The 21,162-nt window shown below is 67.2% G+C and carries 17 protein-coding genes and 2 pseudogenes; 8 read left to right on the top strand and 11 right to left on the bottom strand.

The genetic code is table 11. The features are described from left to right. Positions 1-59 precede the first annotated feature (59 nt). The 4 genes from HV826_RS09220 to HV826_RS09205 are packed head-to-tail and all read right to left on the bottom strand — an operon-like array spanning position 60 to position 3,731. Positions 60-818: an ABC transporter ATP-binding protein gene (locus HV826_RS09220; protein ID WP_176416627.1), complete on the bottom strand. Its 759-nt coding sequence runs from the start codon at positions 816-818 to the stop codon at positions 60-62. Further along, on the bottom strand, positions 815-1,783 hold the full coding sequence (locus HV826_RS09215) for an iron chelate uptake ABC transporter family permease subunit (protein ID WP_176416626.1): 969 nt from the start codon (positions 1,781-1,783) through the stop codon (positions 815-817). The genes HV826_RS09220 and HV826_RS09215 overlap by 4 nt, the downstream gene beginning before the upstream one ends. Then, entirely contained in the window at positions 1,773-2,735 is a 963-nt protein-coding gene (locus HV826_RS09210; RefSeq protein WP_176416625.1) for an iron chelate uptake ABC transporter family permease subunit, read from the bottom strand. Before HV826_RS09210 ends, HV826_RS09215 begins: the two co-directional genes overlap by 11 nt. A 9-nt stretch (positions 2,736-2,744) precedes the next feature. Further along, entirely contained in the window at positions 2,745-3,731 is a 987-nt protein-coding gene (locus HV826_RS09205; RefSeq protein ID WP_176416624.1) for a siderophore ABC transporter substrate-binding protein, read from the bottom strand. A 368-nt stretch (positions 3,732-4,099) separates the two neighbouring features. On the opposite strand from HV826_RS09205, the gene HV826_RS09200 reads away from it, so the two are divergent. Further along, a complete protein-coding gene (locus tag HV826_RS09200; protein ID WP_255207917.1) occupies positions 4,100-4,351 on the top strand; it encodes a S9 family peptidase in 252 nt (83 codons plus the stop codon). Between the two features lie 31 nt (positions 4,352-4,382). Here the strand turns inward: HV826_RS09200 and HV826_RS09195 are convergent, their stop codons facing one another. The 3 genes from HV826_RS09195 to HV826_RS09185 form a co-directional block, all read right to left on the bottom strand. Then, positions 4,383-4,706, bottom strand: a complete 324-nt coding sequence (locus tag HV826_RS09195) for a hypothetical protein (protein WP_176416623.1) — start codon at positions 4,704-4,706, stop codon at positions 4,383-4,385. Between the two features lie 188 nt (positions 4,707-4,894). After that, positions 4,895-5,284, bottom strand: coding sequence for a hypothetical protein (locus HV826_RS09190; protein ID WP_176416622.1), 390 nt, complete (start codon positions 5,282-5,284; stop codon positions 4,895-4,897). 138 nt (positions 5,285-5,422) lie between these two features. Continuing rightward, on the bottom strand, positions 5,423-6,316 hold the full coding sequence (locus HV826_RS09185) for an oxygenase MpaB family protein (protein ID WP_176416621.1): 894 nt from the start codon (positions 6,314-6,316) through the stop codon (positions 5,423-5,425). 167 nt (positions 6,317-6,483) lie between these two features. Between HV826_RS09185 and HV826_RS09180 the strand changes: the two genes are divergently transcribed. From HV826_RS09180 to HV826_RS09170, 3 genes are all read left to right on the top strand, one after another. Next, positions 6,484-7,434 (top strand): alpha/beta hydrolase, encoded by a 951-nt coding sequence (locus HV826_RS09180; protein ID WP_176416620.1) that lies wholly within the window; start codon positions 6,484-6,486, stop codon positions 7,432-7,434. Positions 7,435-7,535: 101 nt separating this feature from the next. After that, positions 7,536-8,345: a metallophosphoesterase gene (locus HV826_RS09175; RefSeq protein WP_176416619.1), complete on the top strand. Its 810-nt coding sequence runs from the start codon at positions 7,536-7,538 to the stop codon at positions 8,343-8,345. A 351-nt stretch (positions 8,346-8,696) separates the two neighbouring features. Then, a complete protein-coding gene (locus HV826_RS09170; RefSeq protein WP_255207919.1) occupies positions 8,697-9,170 on the top strand; it encodes an AAA family ATPase in 474 nt (157 codons plus the stop codon). A 6-nt stretch (positions 9,171-9,176) separates the two neighbouring features. Here the strand turns inward: HV826_RS09170 and HV826_RS38245 are convergent. Continuing rightward, positions 9,177-10,765 (bottom strand): annotated as a pseudogene (locus HV826_RS38245) (IS3 family transposase). Positions 10,766-10,902: 137 nt separating this feature from the next. Here HV826_RS38245 and HV826_RS09155 point away from each other — a divergent pair. Genes HV826_RS09155 through HV826_RS09145 form a run of 3 tightly spaced genes read left to right on the top strand, consistent with a single transcriptional unit; the run spans position 10,903 to position 16,765 of the window. Further along, positions 10,903-11,283, top strand: coding sequence for a hypothetical protein (locus HV826_RS09155; RefSeq protein WP_176416616.1), 381 nt, complete (start codon positions 10,903-10,905; stop codon positions 11,281-11,283). After that, entirely contained in the window at positions 11,283-15,692 is a 4,410-nt protein-coding gene (locus tag HV826_RS09150) for a hypothetical protein (RefSeq protein WP_176416615.1), read from the top strand. The genes HV826_RS09155 and HV826_RS09150 overlap by 1 nt, the downstream gene beginning before the upstream one ends. Continuing rightward, the gene (locus tag HV826_RS09145; RefSeq protein WP_176416614.1) at positions 15,692-16,765 is read left to right on the top strand and encodes a hypothetical protein; all 1,074 of its coding nucleotides are present in this window, start codon (positions 15,692-15,694) and stop codon (positions 16,763-16,765) included. Before HV826_RS09150 ends, HV826_RS09145 begins: the two co-directional genes overlap by 1 nt. 250 nt (positions 16,766-17,015) lie before the next feature. Here HV826_RS09145 and HV826_RS09140 read toward each other — a convergent pair whose 3' ends face one another. Continuing rightward, the gene (locus tag HV826_RS09140) at positions 17,016-17,195 is read right to left on the bottom strand and encodes a hypothetical protein (protein ID WP_176416613.1); all 180 of its coding nucleotides are present in this window, start codon (positions 17,193-17,195) and stop codon (positions 17,016-17,018) included. A 201-nt stretch (positions 17,196-17,396) separates the two neighbouring features. On the opposite strand from HV826_RS09140, the pseudogene HV826_RS09130 reads away from it, so the two are divergent. Further along, positions 17,397-18,983 (top strand): annotated as a pseudogene (locus HV826_RS09130) (IS3 family transposase). Between the two features lie 6 nt (positions 18,984-18,989). On the opposite strand, the gene HV826_RS38040 reads toward HV826_RS09130, so the two are convergent. After that, positions 18,990-19,235: an IS3 family transposase gene (locus tag HV826_RS38040; protein WP_368670882.1), complete on the bottom strand. Its 246-nt coding sequence runs from the start codon at positions 19,233-19,235 to the stop codon at positions 18,990-18,992. Positions 19,236-19,371: 136 nt separating this feature from the next. Next, on the bottom strand, positions 19,372-20,727 hold the full coding sequence (locus tag HV826_RS09125; RefSeq protein WP_176416610.1) for an IS1182 family transposase: 1,356 nt from the start codon (positions 20,725-20,727) through the stop codon (positions 19,372-19,374). Between the last annotated feature and the right edge of the window lie 435 nt (positions 20,728-21,162).

Genomic DNA, 21,162 nt, shown 5'->3' with positions numbered 1-21,162 from the left:
AGTGCAAGTGTCTGTGATTAGTGGAAACCCCTTGCATCCCCGGCTGGCGCGCCGCGCCTTCACCGGTAGTGCGTGGCAATCCAATCGCCTTCAAGCTGCTGCACGGAGATGTCCAGCTCGTAGATGGCGCGCAGGACGTCGGAGCGCATGATGTCCTCCGGGCGGCCCTGGAACGCGACCTTGCCGTCGCGCATGGCGACGATGTGGTCGGAGTAGCAGGAGGCGAAGTTGATGTCGTGCAGCACCAGCACGAAGCTCTTGCCCAGCGTGTCCGCGGCGTGCCGGAGCCGCTTCATCATGGACACCGCGTGCTTCAGGTCCAGGCCGTTGAGCGGCTCGTCCAGCAGCACGTGGTCCGTGTCCTGGCAGAGCACCATGGCCACGAAGGCGCGCTGACGCTGGCCGCCGGACATCTCATCCAGGAAGCGGTCGGCGAGCGCGCTCAGCCCCATGTGTTCAATGGCCCGCTCCACGTGTTCGCGGTCCTGCGCGGTGGGGCGGCCCTTGGTGTGCGGGTAGCGGCCGAAGGTCACCAGCTCGCGGACCGTCAGGCGGGCGGTGAGGTGGTTGTCCTGCCGGAGGATGGCCAGCCGCTTCGCGAGAGTGTCTCCGGGCGTGGTGGTGACGTCCAGCCCGTCCACCAGCACGTTGCCCGACGACATGGGCATCACCCGGCTCATCATGGACAGCAGGGTGGACTTGCCCGCGCCGTTGGGACCGATGATGGAGGTGATGCCGCCCACGGGCAGGCGCAGGGTGACGCCATCCACCACCAGCGCTTCGCCGTAGCGCTTGCTGACGTTCTTCGCCTCGATCATCTCGTGGCCTTTCTCATGAGCATCGCGATGAACACCGCCCCGCCGACGAACTCGATGATGACCCGGGGGTTGGTGTCCAGGCGGAAGACGCGCTCCAGGATGAACTGCCCGGCGACCAGGGCGATGGCGGCGATGAGCGCGGCGGCGGGGATGACGAACGCGTGCTTGTACGTCCGCATCACCGCGTAGGCGAGGTTGGCCACCAGCAGCCCCAGGAACGTCACCGGCCCCACCAGGGCCGTGGACACGGCGACCAGGATGGCCACCAACGCCAGCACCCAGGACACCGTCCGCGGGTAGTCCACGCCCAGGTTGATGGCGGCCTCCCGGCCCAGCACCAGGACGTCACAGGCGCGCAGCAGCCGCAGGCCCAGCACGGAGACCCCCAGCGTCAGCGCCGCGGAGAGCAGCAGCAGCTCGTGCTCCGGGTCGTTGAAGCTGGCGAAGAAGCGGTCCTGCAGGAAGATGAACTCGTTGGGTTCGATGACGCGCTGGACGAACGACGACAGGCTCCGGAACAGCACGCCCATCACCACGCCGGTGAGCAGCAGCAGGTGGACGTTGCCCCGCGCCACGCCGAAGAGCCAGCCGTGCAGCATGGCGGAGAAGGCCACCATGATGATGACCTCCGCGCCAAAGAGGAGCCGGGGGTCCAGCCCCGCCACGGTGGTGGAGCCCAGGAAGAACACCAGGCACGTCTGGATGAGCACGTACAGGTAGTCGAACCCCATGATGGCGGGCGTCAGCACGCGGTTGCCCGTCACCGTCTGGAAGAGCACCGTGGAGACGGCGACGGCGTAGCCCACCAGCAGCGCGGTGGCGACCTTCTTCCCGCGGAAGGGCAGCACGAAGTCCCACGGGCCGCTCACGTCGACGAGCATGAACAGGGCCATGAAGGCCACGGCCACGCCGCCCAGCACGAGCAGGGGCCGCAGGGGGCTGACGGACGAGGCGCTAGCCGACACGGGCGCCTCGCTTCAGCAGGAGGTACAGGAAGAGCACGCTGCCGATGACGCCGGCGATGGTGCCTCCGGGAATCTCATACGGGTGGCGCACCACGCGGCCCACGATGTCACAGAGCAGCACGAAGCCCGCGCCGCTCACCGCGACCCAGGGAATGGACCTGCGCGCGTTGTCGCCCATGACCATGCTGACCAGGTTGGGGACAATCAGGCCCAGGAACGGAATCATGCCCACGGTGACGACCACCATCGCGGTCACCAGGGAGACGATGATGAGCCCCAGCGCGACGATGCGCGGGTAGTTCAGCCCCAGGTTGGTGGTGAACGTCTCGCCCATGCCGGCCACGGTGAAGCGGTCCGCGGCGGTGTAGGCGGCGCAGGTGAGGCCCAGCGTCACCCACAGCAGCTCGTAGCGGCCGCGAAGCACGGTGGAGAAGTCACCCGTGGTCCACGCGTTGACCGTCTGCAGCAGGTCGTACCGGTAGGCGAAGAAGGTCGTCGCCGAATCGATGATGCCGCCCAGAATCAGGCCCACCACCGGGACGATGAGCGCCGAGCGCAGGGGGAGGCGCCGCAGCACCAGCAGGAACAGCGCCGTCCCCGCCAGGGCGAAGCCGGTGGCCACCAGCATCTTCCCCAGCACGGGGAGGCCGGGCGCCAGCAGGGTGGCGGTCAGCAGGCCCAGGCTGGCGGACTCCGCGGTGCCCGCCGTCGTGGGCTCCACGAAGCGGTTGCGGGCAATCATCTGCATGATGAGGCCCGCGACGCCCAGGGACGTGCCCGCCAGCATGACGGCGAACAGGCGCGGCAGCCGGCTGATGACCAGCACCTGGAGGGCGCGCTCATCCGGCTCGGGCGCGAAGAGGGCGCGCCAGGACACGTCACTGGCGCCAATCAGGAGGCTGACCACCGCCAACGTGACGAGGACGGCGGCCGCGGCGAACGCGCGCTTCACGGCGGCGGACTACTGGGCCTGCGCGTAGGCGTACGCGACCTGGTCGCGCAGCTGCTTGACGGACTGGATGCCGCCGCCAGCCAGGTAGGTGATGCCGGGGTCCAGGTAGACGACCTGGTTCTTCTGCCAGGCCGTCGTCTGCCGCACCAATTCGTTGTCCAGCACCTGCCGGGCATTGCCTTCCTTCCGACCGGTGGCGGCGTCCCGGTCGATGACGAACAGCCAGTCGGGATTCCTCTCCCGGATGAACTCCGCGCTGATGGACTCGCCGTGCAGCGAGGTGCGCAGGCCCTCGGCGGCCTCGGGCACGCCGAAGTCACCATGGATGACGCCAAAGCGCGAGCCCGGACCGTAGGCGCTCATGCGCCCGCCGGTGACGAGCACGACCAGGCCCTTGCCGCGCGCCGCCGTCACCTGCTGGAGCTCCGCCACAGACTTGCGCAGCGCCTCAATCAGGCCGCGCGCCTGCTCCTCCTTGCCGAAGACGCTGGCCAGCAGCTCCGTGTTGGCAATCACCGAGGCGACGTAGTCCTTGCCGCTCATCGGCACGTCGATGGTGGGCGCGATGCGGGACAGGTTCGCGTACTTCGCGCTGGAGCGGCCCCCGGTGATGATGAGGTCCGGCTTCGCGGCCTGGAGCGCCTCGTAGTCGGGCTCGAACAGGGTGCCCATGCGCGGGTACTTCGCGTCACGGAACTGCGCCAGGTGCCGGGGGAACATGTCACCCGCCACGCCGTGGACGTCCACCTCCAGGGCCTGGAGGATGTCCAGCGCCACCAGGTCGAACACCACCACCCGCCGCGGCTTCAGCGGGACGACGGTGGTGCCTTGTCCGTGCGTCACCGTGCGGCCCTCCGGCGCCGCGGCCTGGGCGGCGGGGGGGGACGCGGCGGCGTCCGGGCGCTGGAACCTCACGCCCACCCACAGGACGGCCAGCACGACGACGACGGAAAGCAGGGCGAAGAGCGGGAAGGAACGCCTGTTGGATGGACTCACGGTGGTCACTGGAAAGGGTGATTTTGATTCTGCGAATCAGTCTCGTATCATAGGTGCTTACGTCCGCACCGTCAAAGCCTGGGTGTTTCTTCTGTCCGGGGCGGTCCCTCGGGCCGGGCTTCGGGCCGCCGGGCCGGCTGTTTGAATCCGGGCGCGCCGGGAGGACGTTGCCGCTGGGGGACGCAGGAGGAGGACGCCATGGGCGAGGCACCCACGACCAGCACCCACCCCGAGCCGGGCATTCCCGCGTGCTTCTTCGGGGACCCGGACTTCGACTTCGAGGCGCGACTGGCGCTCGGGGAGGGTGCTGGGAGGCCTTTCGCAGCAGGCCGTATGGCACGCGGACGCCCTTTGACACCTTCACGGAGGTGGGGCGCCATCACCTGCGCGACGTCGTGGGCCGCATCACCACGCCCTTGCTCATCACTGAACCGGAGGATGAGCAGTGCTGGCCCGGACAATCCCAGGCCCTCTATCAGGCGCTGGCGGGTGAGAAGGCCTTGGCCCGCTTCACCCGCCAGGACGGCGCGAACTTCCACTGCCAGCCGTTGGGGCGCACGCTCACGGAGGTGCGCATGTTCGACTTCTTCGCGGAGCGGCTTGGCCGCCGCGTGCATTAGCGCGCACGCTGTACCCCGGCTGGGCGTCTCCTCACAGCAGGTCGCAGCCGGGGATGCAGTAGCGCACGTTGATGAGCGTGCGCGTGCCCGCGACATTGGACTGACACGCCGCGTACTGGGTCGCGGGTTGGCCGCTCTGACGCGTGTTTCCGCACTTCGCCGTACAGGCCTGCACGTTCTCGAGCCAGTAGATGAGGTCTCCGTTCGGGCAGTGCGGCGGGTAGCCAAGGCCCTGCTCGACGCTGACGGGGGCCTCACCCTCGGGCATGTCCATGGGGACCTCCGCGCCACCGCAGGCGATGAGCGACAAGGAGAGACAGGCGGTCAGCGAGGCGACGATGCGGTAGGCATTCATGGCACGGCTCCTTCCAGGTGTAGGGGCCAGGGATGCTGCCTCAGCCACGTCGTCCACTGGAAGCACGCACTACGTGCGTCCGCGAAAGACAACCAGGCCAACACGTTCCACCGGCCGACGCGGCATGCCTCACCTGGGCGTGAAGCCCCCAGTCCCGAGCACGAGGTGTGGGGGCCTCACGGTGCGCACTACCAGGGACCGATGCCCTGCTTCTCGTTGGGCGTCTCCGAGTAGGTGGACTTGAACGCCGAGGCGAGCGCGTTGACGCCGGAGCCGAAGGCCTCCACGCTGGCCTGCTTGTAGTTGCCCTTCTTGGCGCTGTCGAAGGCGTCCCGGCCGAAGTTCAAGGCCTCGCGCTGGTGGGCGTTGACCTCGCTGCGCGCCCCCGTCTCCACCTTCTTCACGTTGTCCAGGACGCTCGCCTGGGAGCGTGCGGAGATGCCGATGTTGCCCCGGTCCAGCACCTGGTTCACGCCGCCGACCGCGTGGGCGTAGTCGCTCTGCTTGCCCTGCGTGGTCGCGTCAATCTGCTGCCGCATCGGATTCTGGAACGTGTGGTTCTGCTTGACCTTGAACATGGCGTTTCCCCCGTGGGCCTTCGCGGCCCCGCGCTGTGATTCTTGAAATGATTGTCGGGGTATGTGGGCAAAGGTTTCCTGTCTGCGCTTTTTCTCCCACAAAGGCGCTGGTTCGCGGTTCGCGCAGGGGGCGCGCGTTCACCGAGGCTCGGGTGAGGGCCTGGACTTCATGGGGCACGTCTTGGGGAAGGTGCCCAGGGCTTCGACGGCGAAGCCTTGCGGGTAGCTGCGGATGTTGGCGCGCGTCCGGGCGTAGGCGGGCGCCTTCTTGGGAGACAGCGCGTAGCGCACGAACCTGCCGCGTGCCTTGAGGGCCAGGCGGAACACCTTGCGGCTGAGGCTGGACGGGTGGGGGTATTTGAAGGCGTCCAGCAGGGCGCCCTCCATCAGCGTGCGCGCGAACAGGGTGACCAGCCGCTTGGGGGCAAGGTTCGACGGCGGGAAGGTGGTGAGCAGCTCCAGGGTGGCGTCCGCGACGGCCTTGCTGCGCGCGTCGAAGGCGAAGTGCGCGGCTTCGTAGCCGTCCATGAGCGAGCTGAAGGCCTCGTAGGTCTCCGGGATGTCCTGGATGCCCATGTGGCGGCCGACGGCGCGGTAGTAGTTCGTCCACGCCGTCACTTCATGCGGCGTGAGCGGCCGCCAGCCGAAGTCCGCGATCCAGCGCACGGGCATCACCACGAAGGTGGAGAGCACGTAGCGCATGTCATCGTTGGAGATGTCATAGGCGCCGTGCATCTGGTTCATGCGCCGGAAGGCGCTCCGGCCTTCCTGACTGGACATGCCGTGCTCCAGGAGGGTGTCCAGGATGAGCACGGTGTCGTCGTAGCGCTTCTGGGTGCGCTGGGTGAACTCGCCCGTGTCATGCAGGAGGACGCCGATGCTGGGCACCGCGTAGGTGCGGAACAGCGCGAAGCTGAGCGCCTGTTCGACGTCCCAGGGGAACTCCTGGGTGGCGAGGATGCGGACGATGTCCTCGTGTTGGGTCTGGGCGTCCAGGCGGTCGGTGAGGTCGCGCAGCGCGAAGCGGTTCATCCATCGCTCCTCTGTGAATACCAACGCGGAGTCTAGCCCGGACAAGGCCTGCCGTGCCCGCTGGCGTCGCGCTGGGTCCTTGCCCGCACGGTTGCTGACGCCCGCGCCTGGGTTGGCACCTTTCCGGCGGCGTCCGTCCTCGGGCGCCGCACCAAGGAGCAGCGCGCATGAACCTGGACCCTTCCACACAGAAGTTCGTCTCGGACCTGGCGGCCTCGAACAGCCCACCGCTGTACACCCTGACGCCAGAGCAGGCTCGGGAAGTCCTCCTCAAGGCGCAGTCGATTCCGGTGTCCATGCCGGACGCGGACGTGGAGGAGCGCAAGCTGCCCGTGGGGCCCAGGGGCTCCGTCCGGACGCTGCTCTTCCGGCCGAAGGGGAGCAAGGAGCGCCTGCCAGTGCTGATGTTCGTCCACGGCGCGGGCTGGGTGATGGGCGACTCCAGGACGCACGAGCGGCTGGTGCGGGAGCTGGTCAAGGGGGCGAACGTCGCCGCGGTGTTCGTGGACTATGGCCGCTCGCCGGAGAACAAGTTCCCCGTGGCCATCGAAGAGGCCTACGCCGCGACGAAGTACGTGGCGGAGCACCCGGACGAGTTCAACGTGGATGCCCGCCGCATGGCGCTGGTGGGGGACAGCGTCGGGGGGAACATGGCGACTGTCGTCGGCATGCTCGCGAAGGAGCGCGGGGGGCCGTCCATCCGCTTCCAGGTGCTCTTCTATCCCGTCACCGACGCCAACTTCGACAGCGGCTCCTACCAGGAGTTCGCGGAGGGGCCGTGGCTGACGCGCAAGGCGATGAAGTGGTTCTGGGATGCCTACCTGCCGGAGGCCGGCAAGCGCGTGGACCCGCACGTGTCCCCGCTGCGGGCGTCGTTGGACCAGCTCAAGGGGCTGCCTCCCGCGCTGGTCATCACCGACGAGAACGACGTGCTGCGTGACGAGGGCGAGGCCTACGCGGCGAAGCTCTCCGAGGCGGGCGTCAACGTCACCCAGGTCCGCTTCCTGGGGACACACCATGACTTCGTCATGCTCAACGCGCTGGCGCAGACGCCGGCGGCGCGGGGCGCCATCGAGCTGACCACCACCAAGCTGCGGGAGTGGCTGCACGGGAGCTGAGCCGGCCGCGGCACCCGATTCGCTGGGGCCAGAGGTCGTGGCCCCAGCCGGGGCGAGCCGTGGCTGTCAGGATGACGCTGCGCGGGGCGACCCTGGGCGCCATGCGAATCCTGAAGCTCGAAGCGGAACCGTTGGCTCTGTGGACCTACCTCTCCGCGGCCCCCGGAGGTGGAGCCGAAATCCAGAACCTGCCCCTCCTGCAGGGGAAGGTCGATGCATTGCCTGCGGGGCTGGATGCCCTGGTGGTGACGTCGGACCTGCAGGGAGTGGCGCCTCGCGCGCTGCTGGGAGGCGCGGTGGCCCTCCTGGGAGAAGTCCTGGCGGATGGGCTCGCGTCCTTGAGCGCGGAGGGCATGTTGCCCCCGCTCGAGCACACGGGCGTGGTGCTGGCGGGGGACCTGTTCTCAGACGACAGCGCGCTGGTACGGGGGGCATCTGGGGACGTGCGGTCCGTATGGGAGGCCTTTGGACAGCAGTTCCGCTGGGTGGTGGGCGTGGCGGGAAATCACGACACCTTTGGCTCCGCGCGTGAGCAGGCCCGGTTCTTCCGCCAGCGCCCGGAGCAGCGGATGCTCGATGGAGATGTGGTGGAGGTGGATGGGCTTCGAGTGGGCGGCGTGAGCGGCATCATCGGCCGTCCAGACAAGCCGGGCCGTCGCGATGAAGAGGCGTTTCTTCGGAGCCTTCGTCATGTCTTGCGGCAGGACCCGGCGCTGCTGGTGCTCCACCAGGGCCCCGATGTGCCTGGAACGCGCATGCGTGGAAGCGCGGCCATCCGGGAGGGCCTGCCTGCCCGTGACGACCTGTTGGTGATTTGTGGCCACGCGCACTGGGACACGCCGCTGGTGTCGCTGCCCGCGGGGCCCCAGGTTCTCAACGTGGACAGCAGGGCCGTGCATCTCACGTACTGAAGTGGCTGCCTCAGCGCCAGTGCGCGGCGTGCTCCCGGGCGAAGGACTCGAAGGTGCGGGGACCACGGTCGCGGTGCTCATTTCACGTCTCGCCTGAAGAGAGATGCGCTCGGTGCGGATGATGCACGCGCTTGGGCAGGTGTCCGTCGAGTCCCCACCCTTCGTACTCACTTGCATGGAGGAGGATACTCTCCGAGTGAACAGCGCCGCGGAGCCGGGTGGTACAGCAAGTGTCATGTCGGCGAGGTGGTCACGCCATACCGTGGTTGAGGACGCCTGTAGGCTTGGTTCATCCTCCGACCTGACCTATAGAGCACCCGAAGAGCATGCTGGGTTCAATAGGAGGAAGCGATGTTTGAGCGGCTGGAACTTCACCATGTCGGGCCAGCCCCAGAACTCGTTTTCGACTTCGCCCGAAGGATGAATCTCATCACTGGTGACAACGGGGTGGGGAAGACCTTCATCCTGGATGTGGCCTGGTGGGCGCTGACCCGGACCTGGGCGGGGCATCCCGCGGCACCGCACCGTGGCGCCGGCCTCAAGCCCCGCATTGCCTTCCAGTTCGAGGGCAGAAAAAAGCCCGTCAGTTACTCGAGCGAATACGATTTTCAATCGCAGAGCTGGACCTTGAAGGGAGGGCGGCCTCCCAATCCGGGCATGGTGCTCTATGCTCGGGTTGATGGCTCCTTCTCGGTGTGGGACCCAGCGCGTAACTACTGGAGGAACGCGCCGTCGCTGGGCATCGATGCGCCGGATCGGCCTCCCGCCTACCTCTTCAATCCGCAGGAGGTCTGGGCGGTGAGCGTCAAGGTAGATGTCGCGTGAAAGGATTCAACCGATGCGCTTCAACTCCTGCACTGCCGGGGTGAGGTGCGGAGAGGGGCCGAGGCGGACGGGGCCCGCGGGCGTCCAGTCGCGCGTGTCGCGGCTCCAACGCTCGGGGTGGCGGGCTTTGGCGCGTTGGTACACCTGGTGGCGTCGGGCCAGCAGCGCGCCCTCGCGGCCGAAGTGCCTGTCCTCGGGCGTGACGTAGCGGATGGCGGAGTGGCGGTGCTCAGTGTTGTACCAGGCCACGAAGCGCGTCACCCAGCGACACGCGTCCTCGACGGAGGCGAAGGGGCGCAGAGGGAAGCTGGGGCGGTACTTCAGCGTGCGGAAGAGGGCCTCGGAAAAGGCATTGTCGTCCGAGACGCGGGGCCGGCTGAAGGACGGGGTGACGCCCAGCCACTGCAAGGTGGCCAGCAACGTGGCGCCCTTCATGGGGCCGCCGTTGTCCGAGTGCAGCACCAGCCCCTCGGGACAGCCAGACTCCTGCCAAGAGCGACGGATGAGGGCCGCTGCATGCTCGGACGACTCCTCTTCGTGCACCGCGAAGCCCATGATTCGTCGGCTGAAGACGTCCACCACGAGGTACAGGTAGAGGAAGCTGCCCTTCACCGGGCCCTTCAGGTAGGTGATGTCCCAGCTCCATACCTGGCGGGGCCCGGTGGCGAGGTGCTCGGCCCGAGGCCTGGGCACAGGAGCCTTGGCGCGGCCACGGTGGGCCAACTGCCCTGCTTCACGCAGCACTCGGTAGAAGCTCGCCTCGCTGGCCACGTACTCGCCCCTGTCCGCCAGCCGGGGGACAATCTGCTTGGGCGAGGCGTCCCGGAACTCCTCGCTGTTGGCCACCGCCAGGATGCGGCGGCGCTCCACCTCGGACAGTCGGTTGGCCGGCCGGGTATGCGGACCGCACCGCCTGTCCTCCGCCGTGGCTGGCTTCCTCCAGCGCTGAATGGTGCGCGGGACGACTCCGAGCCGAGAGCAGATGGCCTCCAGACGCACGCCCTTCTCCAGCGCCTCGTCGACGAGCGCGAGCGTCATTTCTCGCACGTCTCGTCCGCTGCGTCGTCCTCGTCTCCCGAGTCCTTCTCGTCCCAACCCATCGCCTGAAGTTTTTTTTCGAGCACCAGCAGTGCGGCCGCCTCAGCCAGCGCCTTCTCCTTGCGGCGCAGCTCGCGCTCGAGCTCCTTCACTCGCTTCTCCGAGACGGCCAGCCGCCGACGCTGACCGGCCGTCAGGGCCCCGGACGGCGCCTCCTTCGTGCCTTGGGCGAGGGCCCCAGCGGCAGCCGCGCGCCACTCCGCCAGTTGCCCCTCGTGCAGCCCCTCTCGGCGCAGCAGCGCTCCCAAGGCTTCGCCCGCCAGCCCATGTGCCTCCGCCAGCACGCGCAACTTCTCCTCGGGCGTCCACTTCTTGGGGCTGACGGGCTTCTCCTCGGACGGGGGCGTCATGGCCGCTAACTTATTCGCCTCCCGCAACCACTGCGACAGCGTCGGCTGGGAGACTCCCACCTGGCGGGCCAACGCCGCAGCACTCACTGCGCCGGGTCCCACCATCCGCTTCACCATCTGCGACTTGAATGCATCCGTGTACGACACTGCGTCCTGCCTGCTCTCGCCCCCATGGCGTGGTCATCCCGGCCGGTCAGCCGAGGCGACAACTTCCCTGACACAGGGGGTTTCCGCGCGCCCGAGATCTGGACGAGGATCCAGACATCGTCCGGTCCCCAGTCACCGTGGACGAGGTCGAGACGCAGCTCCGGCAGCTATGCGAGCGCCTTTCCGAAGAAGCTCGCAGTGCGCCCGACCCGAGCGCCGACGACGAGCGCCGTGGGCTCATCGAAGCCTGGCGCGTCTACATGCAGCGACTTGACACCGTGGAGACGCGCGATTCGCGCAAAGCGATGAGGGCGACGCGACGGCTCATCGAGTACGCGCTCGAACGCTTGCGCGAGTTCGGTTGCTTCACCCAGGTTCGTCAGGGGTCCGAGACCACGTGGCAGCCTACGCGGCGATATCAGGTCATGGTCCAGCAGCTCGCAGGCACGGCCCTTTTTCAGCTCGTGCGCGACGCGCTTGACGCCCCGACTTCGCCGTCGGGCGGGGACGGAGTCTGATGCCCCAGCTCCTGAAACTTCGGTTCGTGTCTCTCGGGCATCCGCAAGCGCGGATGGATGACCTCCTGCTCACCTTCCAAGCACCCGACGGACGCGCTACGGACTCGACGCTCTGGCTCAGAAACGGCGGGGGCAAGTCCTCCATCCTGAACCTCTTCTTCGCCATCATTCGCCCGCACAAGAGCGAGTTCCTCGGAGGCAAAGCAGAGGCCAAGCAGCGTTCGCTGAACGACTACATCCTTTCGAGTGACCGCGCCGTGACGGCCGCCGAATGGCAGCTCGACCCCGCCGCTGACTCCCTGGGCCTGGAGTCTGAACGCTTCCTCACGGGCGTCTTCTACGAGCGTCGCGACGGCTCGGGCGACCTGCGTCGCCTCTTCTTCTCGTGCCGCGTCACGCCCGAGCATTCCGAATCGACGCTCGAGCATCTGCCGCTGTACACCGCCAACAACGGCGCGCGTTCGCGCCGCACGCTCGGCGCATTCCGCGAGGCCTGGCGTTCGCTTCGGGATCGCGCACCGCACCTCAATGTCGGCGACACGGAGAACCAGCGCGAGTGGCAGGAAGTGCTGGAGGCCGCCCGCATCGACCCGGAGCTGTTCTCGTACCAAGTGAGAATGAATCAGCGCGAGGGCGGCGCCGACGAGTTGTTCCGGTTCGCCGAGGCCGAAGACTTCATCGATTTCCTGCTGACCCTCGCTCTCGATCCTGCACTTGGCGACCGCGTTGGCAAGAACATCACCGCGTTCCGCCGTGAGCTCCTGCAACGCAAGGAGCAGCTCGTGCCCGAGCGCGACCTCGTCGCAGGCCTGCTCACACGCATGGGTGCCATACGCGCCATTCGCGACCATCGCGAACGTCTGCGCACGGAGCTGGGTGAAGCCCGAGCCGACCTCGAAGCCCTGGACGCGCTCGCCACAGTGCGCATTAAGGAGCTCGGCGAAGACGCTGAGCGGCTCAAAGAGGCCCGTGCACGCCATGCCGAGTCCGCTGAAGAGCAGGCACGACACGCGACGGCGAAGCATGGGCGCGCCGCTCAGCTCAAGAGACATGCCGCAGAGCTACGGCTCGCGCGGCTGAAAGAAGAACATGATCAAGTGCAGGACGACTGGCGCACCGCCCAGCGTCTCGCCAGAATCTGGAGCGCTGCGGTCCCCCTTCGGCGGGCGATCCAGTTCGAAGAGAAGGCGAAGGACCAGCGCAGGTCGCTTCAGCAACGTGAGCGTGAGCACGCTCCGTTGCGCGCGGAGTTCGAGAGTGCGGCGCGCAGGTTCGCGTCTGCGTTGACCTGGCGGGCCCAAGACCATCGGAAGAAGGCCGAGGAGGCGCGCGGCGACGAGAAAACTGCCCGCGAGGAGGCGCGCGAATGTCGACGCCAGGCGCTGGAGGCCGGCAAAGTCCAGAGCCAGGCAGAAACCGAGGCGAAGGGGCTCGAGCAGCGCCTCGAGGCCGTCGAGTCCAAGCGCAAGCAGTTGGTCCGCGAAGGGCTCCTCGGCTCCGATGAGTCGGCCGACGCGGGCGTCAGCCGTTGGACGGGCAAGGCCACCGACCATGAGGCTGCGGTTGAGCGGCTCGACGGCGAGATCGTACGGCTCGACGAGGCTCTCGAGGCATTCGACGGCGCCATCGCGAGGGCGGCGGACGTGCTCTCGCAGTGCCAGTCAGCGCATCAGAAGCTCAAGGACCGCTTCGTTCGCGCCATGCAGGAGCGCGAGTTCCTCGAGGGCGATGCCGTGCTCAAGGCGGCGCTCGAACTCGAGACGCTTGATGCCGATCGCATCGGCACCGACGCGGTGAGCACGCTCGAGCAGACGGCTCGTGCCGCACAACGGATCGTCGTGGACACGCGGCTGGCGGCCGCGGATGACGAGCGTGCCGCCCTTCATCTCGAAGAGCACGGCCTCCTGCCACCGTCGCCCGATGCCCAGCGCGTGGTCGAGTTCCTCAGCGAGCGGCTTGGCGGGCAGGCCTGGTCGGGATGGTCGTGGATTCAGGCGAACGTGCCCAAGCAAGAGGCGCGAGCCGCGGTTCGCAAAGCGCCCTCGCTTGCTCAAGGCGTTGTCGTTCGGCCCGCCGATCTCGAACGAGCCGCTGAGCTCATGCGCGAGGCTGGACTGGAGCCGGAAGGCCCTGTGCTGATCGGTGGCACCGATGCCCTGACCCGAGCTCCGGAACTGCCTGGCGTCGTCGTGGGACCAAGAGAGTCAGCATGGTTCGACCGCGACGTGGCGCGGACCCGCTTGAGCGAGTTCCGAGTCCGTCTCGACGAGCATCGTCAGCGGATCCAGTCGGCGGATCTTCAGCAACGGGATCTCACCCGAGCTGCCGAGTCGTTGCGTTCGTTTCGCGCACGGTACCCAGTGGGCTGGTACGAGAAGACGTCGCGCGACGTTTTGGGGGCGTCGCTGAAGGAGGAGGAAGCTCGCACGCGGCTGGCCGCCGTACAGGACGAGCGCAAGCAGAGGACCGCCGACCGCAAGCGGGTCGAGACCGAACGGCGCGACCAAGACCGCAATCTGGAGACTGCCCGGAACGCGGTCCGTCGCCTCAGCGCCTTCCTCGAAGAACATGTCCATCCGTCCGCGAAGTGGCGAACGGAGCTGGAAACGGCGAAGACCCGGGCGAAGAAGGCCGCCGAGGAGATCAAGCAGAGGCAGAACCTCGCAGACGCCGCCGACGAGCGTGCGACGGACTCGTCCGAAGCGGCGCAGAAGCAAGGCGAAGAAGCGCGCGTCATCGAGACCGAGCGGGGCGCGCTCGAGTACGTCGAGGGCGAGGTTGCCGGCGAGCCGGGACCGCTCGACGAGCTTCGGGACCGGTACCGACTCCTCAAGAGCCAGTACGAAGAGAAGGTCGGCACGGACGCTCTCTTGGCGCTTGCGAAGCAGAACGACGACAACGCAAAAGAAGAGCGCGGTCGACTCGCGAAGCTCCTCTCCGCGGAGATCACCGAAGAGCTCGTGCGAGAGCACCTCGCTGGCCTCTCGGAGCCGGACACGGTTGAGCAACTCCGACAGGATGCCGAGGCGAAGGCGAGCTCACTGCAAGGCCGCATGGGCAATCTCAAGGGCCGCATCGACCCCGCCGCCGTCGCGCTCGAGCAGGCCGAGGATGCCTGCAAGTCGTTCATCATGTTGGCCCCTCTTCAACGGGCACCGAGCACGCCGGAGCTCGCCGAGACCGAGGCGACGGCCCTAGAGGGCGAGGCGAAGCTGCACCAGAACAGCGCAGAGTCGGAGCAGGTACGCGCGACCGAGACGAAGCAGAACGCCGATCAGGTTCGACAGCGTGCATCCGACATTGAGCGGCACGCGGAGCGGCTGAAGTCCTTGCGTGACGACTACGCGGACCTGCTCGCGGAGAGGGGCAGCCCGCCCCGTCCGGGCCTGGCCGCGACGTTCGAAGAGTCGCTCTTGCCCTCGCGGCTGAAGGAGACGAGCGACGGGCTCCGCAGAGCGCGCGCGGACTGGCAGTCAATGGACAACGAGCGAGGAACAACCATCGCGGCGCTTCGCGCATTCGCGGCGGGACCCGAGTTCGAGCGTCTCGACGCGCCCTGGGTGCGGCGGCTCCAGGAGCACAACGAGCCTGCGCTCGAAAGTGCAAGCGAGCAACTCGCGGCGCAGCTCAAGCTACGCCGCAACGTGCTCGAGGAACAGATATCGGGCGTCGATCGCCATCGAACGGTTCTGGTCGACGAGTTGCATGCCGTCGCCGAAGAGGGGATGAAGCTGCTACGCCAGGCATCGAACCTCTCCAAGCTTCCCGACCATGTGCCCGGCGTCGGTGGCGTGCACTTCCTACGGATTCAAACGCAGGAGCCGGACGACCCGAGCGAGAAGCGCGCTCGTTTGGCCGAGCTCATCGATGAGCTTCTCGATGGCAAGCACGATCTCGGAGGCGTCGCGTTGGTTCAGGCTGCGGTGCGACGGCTCGCGCGGCCGGTACAGGTTCGCGTATTGCACCCGGATCCGGCGCTCGACCGGCGAACCGTGAGCATTCCCGAGATGGCCCGCTCAAGCGGTGGAGAGCAGCTTACGGGCGCCATTCTCCTCTACTGCACGCTCGCGCGGGTGCGCGGTCGCTCGCGCGGGCTCTCCAGGCGCGCATCCAGCGTGCTGATCCTCGACAACCCCATCGGCCGCGCGTCACGCGCCCGCTTCCTGGAGCTACAGCGAGACGTCGCCCGGGCGATGGGGGTGCAGCTCATCTACACAACCGGGGTCAACGATCACGAGGCGCTCCGCGCCCTCCCGAACGTGATCCGCCTCCGCAACGAACGCGTCGACCGCAACACAGGTCGTCGCCTCGTCGAGCACGCTCCCGACGAGGTGCGCGTCATCGAAGCGGTCAGAATTGGACGCCGAGAGAAAGGCCCGGACGCGCGCCCAGATGACGCGGAGCAGTGATGACAGCTTCGGAGCTCGATGAGCGTCAGGTCGAACAGTTCGAACGTAGGCTCCTTGCGGGCGGTGCCGTTCGCGTTGGCGCGCAAGAGTTCTGGCGCGCCTTGGCGAACGTCTTTCCGCACAGGACGCCCGGTCCCGCAGAACGTCGGCTCTTGCTCGACGCGCTCAGGTCCATCGAGACGCGGGGGAGCATCCGTCTGCCGCCGGAGCATGGGAAGCGCTGGGATCGGTCCATGGATCCGGCTGTTCCGACTAGCGTGGACATCGTTCGCGAGCGGTCCATGCCGTCAGGTTTCTCGTGGCGGACGTTTCCCTGGCACCAGAACCTTCACTGGGTGGTCCAGTGCCGAAACCTCTCGACGCAACAGGTCGAGTTCCTGCGCCGCGTCCACGACGGGTTCGTGAACGGGATGTTCAGCGAGCCAGCGCCGCTGAAGTATCGGTCGCTGCAGCTCACAGGCGACGAGAAGATGCTCGCGTCGCTCGCGACCACGTCGCTGTTCGGCCCCTCGCGCCTGACCCTGGAGCTACTGGCCTGTCTTCCAGATGCGCTTCCGCTTGCGTGGGAGGCGGTTGGGGACGGTGGCCGTATGCTCATTTTCGAGAACGCTGGCCCGTTTGCTGTGGCGAGACGTGTTCTCGCCGAGTTGGAAGCCAGACCATATGACCTCGTCGCGTATGGTGGCGGTCGCGGTCTTCTCGCCGCGCTCGGCCATCTCAAGACAATTGAGCGCTCCGTCCAGTCTATCCACTACGTAGGCGATCTCGATGACGCAGGTCTCGACATCGCGTTCGCTGCTCGAAAGTCTGCGAAGGAGCTTGGGCTCCCCGTCCTCCTCGCCGCCGACGAGCTACACCGCCAGATGCTCCTCGCAGCAGAAGCCTTCGGATATTCACTGGGTTGGCCTGCACAGGAGCGCTTCTCCAATTCCGCTCGGGAAAGGGGTCTCGACATCATCAGCCCGTCGCTCCGCAATCAGGTCCACAACCTATTGCGGGCAGGACGACGAATTCCTGAAGAAGTGCTTGGGCCGGAGGAGTTCCGAGCCGCCTGGTCAATTCTTCCCAGGTGACGCTGCGGATAGGAATCGCTCGCGAGAAGCATTTCGAGGAAACCTGGGCCAAGCCGATGACGAAGGGCGTGGCCCGGTACGACGTCTCATCGAGACTCCTCGCACGGGGCTGCGAGCGCATCAACGTCCCACCCCCATCTCTCTGCTACTGGGTGCAATTTGAGGTCGGAAAGGTGCCCCGCGTCGCGTACCTCGCGCACTGCCGCAACCGCCCTCCGAGGGCACGCCAGCTCTGCGGCACCGACGCCCATCACGACACGAGCTGTTCGGCGGTGCGCGCGAGCACTTCGAGGGCGCCAAGCAATCCGGCAGCGGAGAGATCCTGCCGCTCAAGAAGCGACCCGCCGACGTGTTCGTGATGAAGGCGATGCTCGACCACGCGCTCGGCGTCGCAAACGCGCTGTTCTTGACGCTTGAGGCTTGCAGGCACCGGGGCCTCGGACACCCTCGTGCCGGGTGAGTCGGAGCTGGGGGACTGGGTATTGGAGCCCTCGGAGCACTTCGCCCGCTACGCAGTCAGCGTCGAGGAGGAGCGCCGACTGATGCCTGCCCCCTGTGTCAGGGAAGAAGTCGCCTCGGTTGACGTGCCGAGCTGACGACGCCTTGTGGGGGCGAGAGCAGGCAGGACGAAGTGTCGTACACGGATGCATTCAAGTCGCAGATGGTGAAGCGGATGGTGGGCCCCGGCGCGGTGAGTGCCGCGGCCTTGGCCCGCCAGGTGGGAGTCTCGCAGCCGACGCTGTCGCAGTGGCTGCGGGAGGCGAATAAGTTGGCGGCCATGACGCCCCCTCCCGAGGAGAAGCCCGTCGGCCCCAAGAAGTGGACGCCTGAGGAGAAGCTGCGCGTGCTGGCAGAGGCGCATGGGCTGGCGGGCGAGACGTTGGGAGCGCTGCTGCGCCGAGAGGGGTTGCATGAGGAGCAATTGGCGGAGTGGCGCGCGGCTGCCGCTGGCGCCCTCTCCCAGGGGACGAGGAGGCGCCGTCCGGGGCGCTGACGGCCGGTCAGCGTCGGCGGCTGGCCGTCTCGGAGAAGCGAGTGAAGGAGCTCGAGCGCGAGCTGCGCCGCAAGGAGAAGGCGCTGGCTGAGGCGGCGGCACTGCTGGTGCTCGAAAAAAACTTCAGGCGATGGGTTGGGACGAGAAGGACGCGGGCGACGAGGACGACGCAGTGGACGAGACGAGCGAGAAATGACGCTCGCGCTCGTCGACGAGGCGCTGGAGAAGGGCGTGCGTCTGGAAGTCGTCTGCGAGCGGCTCGGAGTCGTCCCACGCACCATTCAGCGCTGGAGGAAGCCCGCGACGTCCGAAGACAGGCGTTGCGGTCCACATACCCGGCCAGCCAACCGGCTGTCCGAGGTGGAGCGGCGCCGCATCCTGGCGGTGGCCAACAGCGAGGAGTTCCGGGACGCCTCGCCCAAGCAGATTGTCCCCAGGCTGGCCGACAGAGGCGAGTACGTCGCCAGCGAGGCGAGCTTCTACCGGGTGCTGCGCGAAGCAGGGCAGTTGGCCCACCGCGGCCGCGCCAAGGCCCCTGCGCCCAGGCCTCGGGCCGAGCACACCGCCACCGGGCCGAACCAAGTCTGGAGTTGGGACATCACCTACCTGCGCGGCCCAGTGAAGGGCAGCTTCCTCTACCTGTACCTCGTGGTGGACGTCTTCAGCCGGCGCATCATGGGCTTCGCGGTGCACGAAGAGGAGTCGTCCGAGAATGCCGCGGCCCTCATCCGCCGCGCCTGGCAGGAGGCCGGCTGCCCCGAGGGGATGGTGCTGCACTCGGACAACGGCGGCCCCATGAAGGGCGCCACGCTGCTGGCTACCTTGCAATGGCTGGGCGTCACCCCGTCCTTCAGTCGGCCCCGTGTCTCGGACGACAATGCGTTCTCCGAAGCGCTCTTCCGCACGCTGAAGTACCGCCCCAGCTTCCCTCTGCGCCCCTTCTCGTCCGTCGAGGACGCGTGCCGCTGGGTGACGCGCTTCGTGGCCTGGTACAACACCGAGCACCGCCATTCCGGCATCCGCTACGTCACGCCCGAGGACAGGCACTTCGGCCGCGAGGGCGCGCTGCTGGCTCGACGTCGCCAAGTGTACCAACGCGCCAAAGCCCGTCACCCCGAGCGATGGAGTCGCGACACGCGCGACTGGACGCCCGCGGGCCCTGTCCGCCTTGGCCCGTCTCCAAGCCTCACCCCAGCAGTGCAGGAGTTGAAGCGCATCGGTTGAATCCTTTCACGCGACATCTACCTTGACGCTCACCGGTTCTGACGCTCCCCTTCTCGGTCTGGGCATGTAACGAGCGACCGTTGTCTGGCCTACCTCAATCCCCAACTTCAGCAACTCCCCGTGAATGCGCGGGGCTCCCCATGTCGGGTTGGCTTCGGCCATGCACCGAATCAACGCCCTCAGCTCCAGGGTTGCCTGCAGACGTCCCACCCGACTTCGGGACTTCCAGCGCCAGAAGAGCCGAAAGCCCATCCGATGCCACTTCACCACCGTCGCCGGCTGCACCAACCGCCATCCCTGCCAGAAGCGCTAGGAGTGTGTAGTGGTAATGGGGTTGGGTGCGAGACCGGACGAGAGACGCCGGTCCGCCGCTGGGTGCGGCAGGCCGCTACGCCGCCGTCATGCGGAAGAGCTTGAGGAGGTTGTGGGTGGCGCAGATGAGAGCCCACTCCTCCCGGGCGGCCTTCAGGCCTCGTCGCAGCAGCGCTCGGATGCCGCGTGCCTCTTTGATTTGGCCGAAGACGGGTTCCACAATCGCCTTGCGCATCCGGTACACCTCCTTTCCTCGCTTCGTCGCCAACTTCCGGGCCATCCGCTCCTTCGGGGTGAGTCCCGTGGGCGGACGGCCCCTGACTTTCGGTGGCGATTCTCCATGCTTCTGGCGACCGGTGGCGAGGTAGGGCTCGACGCCCACCGACTCCAGCCAGCGGACATTCTTCGCCGAGAAGTAGCCCGCATCCGCGCTCAGCTTGCCTGGCACCGCTTCGAGGTGAGCGGCCACCCGGTCCACCAGTGCCGGCAGGTGCTCGGCGTCCGGCGGCTGGTTGGTGAGGGCCTGGGCGACAATCACCTGGTGCGCCGCGTCCACTGCCGCCTGCGCGTTGTATGCCTGCTCGAAGCTTGCGCCCTTCTTCATGATTCGGCTGTCGGCGTCCGTGAAGTTGCGCTGCGCCTTCGGCGTCGGCTTGCCCTCGGCAGTGTGGGGCACGGTGTGGCCGGGCAAGTCCTGGGCGGGAGGGGGCGCGTCGTCGTCATCATCCCCCTTGCCCTTGTCTGCTTCGGCGGCAGCCTTGGCTTCGGCCTCCAACGCCTGCCGGGCCTCTCGAATGCGCTGCAGCCGCGTCTGCGTGCGCCGCAACTCCTCGGGAAGCTCGTCGCCTCGCTTGCCTTTGCCGTGCAGGGCGTCCTCCTGCACGTCGACGGCCTCCGCCTGCGCCAAAAGCGCCTTCACCTTCTCGTGCAGCTTCTCTTCCTCCTGCTGCATCCGCTCGTAGCTCATCGCTTTGTGCTTGCTGGCGTTCGCCTTCAGCTTCGTGCCGTCCAGTGCCACGTGCCCCAGCTTCACCAGCCCCGCCCTCGCGCACAGCTTCAGCATCTGCACGAAGAGGCTCTCGAAGTGCACCCCGTGCCGACGCCGAAACGCTGAAATCCGCGAGTGGTCCGGCGACTGGTTTGCCGCCAGCACGCGGAAGGCCACGTCCTCCTGCGTCTTCCTCTCAATCTTCCGGGAGGACGTCACTCCCGTGCAGTACGCGTACAGGAGCAGCCCCACCATCATCTTCGGCTCGTACGGCGGGTAGCCCCGCAGCTCCTTCTCGTACGACTCGTAGATGGCACCCAAGTCCAGCTCCTCCACCACCTCCAGCACGAAGCGCGCGAGGTGGTGCTCCGGCAGCCAGTCCAGCAGCGACGGCGGCAGCAGGTAGTCCTGCTGCACGTTCCAGGGGCGGTACTTCTTGCTCATGCCGAGCATTGACCACGGGGGCCTTCTTACGGGCAAGCCCCCGTGATTACCGCGACAGGCTCCTAGAGAAATACCCAGAAGAGGCGATCGCCCGTGCAAGCCTCGGTGATGGGCGCTTCTCGCGAAAGACCGCGAGTTGCTGGCGAAGAGCCAAATTCTCTAGAGCCAGTTCCGAACGGCTCCGCAAGACCAAGCGCAACGTCTGAGCCAGCGTCTTTACGAAGGCCCTCATCCTGCCATTCTTGCCGGCCGTAGCCAGCACGCCAGAATTCTGCCGCGCCCCGTAACGGACCGAATGGCATCACAGAGGCGTCTGCGCACACTCACCCACTTTCGCTCCGTCAAGCCCAGCATTCTTTGGCCCCATCCGTAGGACTGTGCATGCACTAACGCGTTCGCCGACGCACGCTTCTCGCCGGACCCAAATATCCGGTA

The sequence above is a fragment of the Myxococcus sp. AM010 genome, from assembly GCF_013372585.1.
In the GTDB taxonomy this organism is placed as follows: Bacteria; Myxococcota; Myxococcia; order Myxococcales; family Myxococcaceae; genus Myxococcus; species Myxococcus vastator.
The sequence above is the reverse complement of the archived record's forward strand: the minus strand, read 5'-3'. Positions and strand labels throughout refer to the sequence as shown.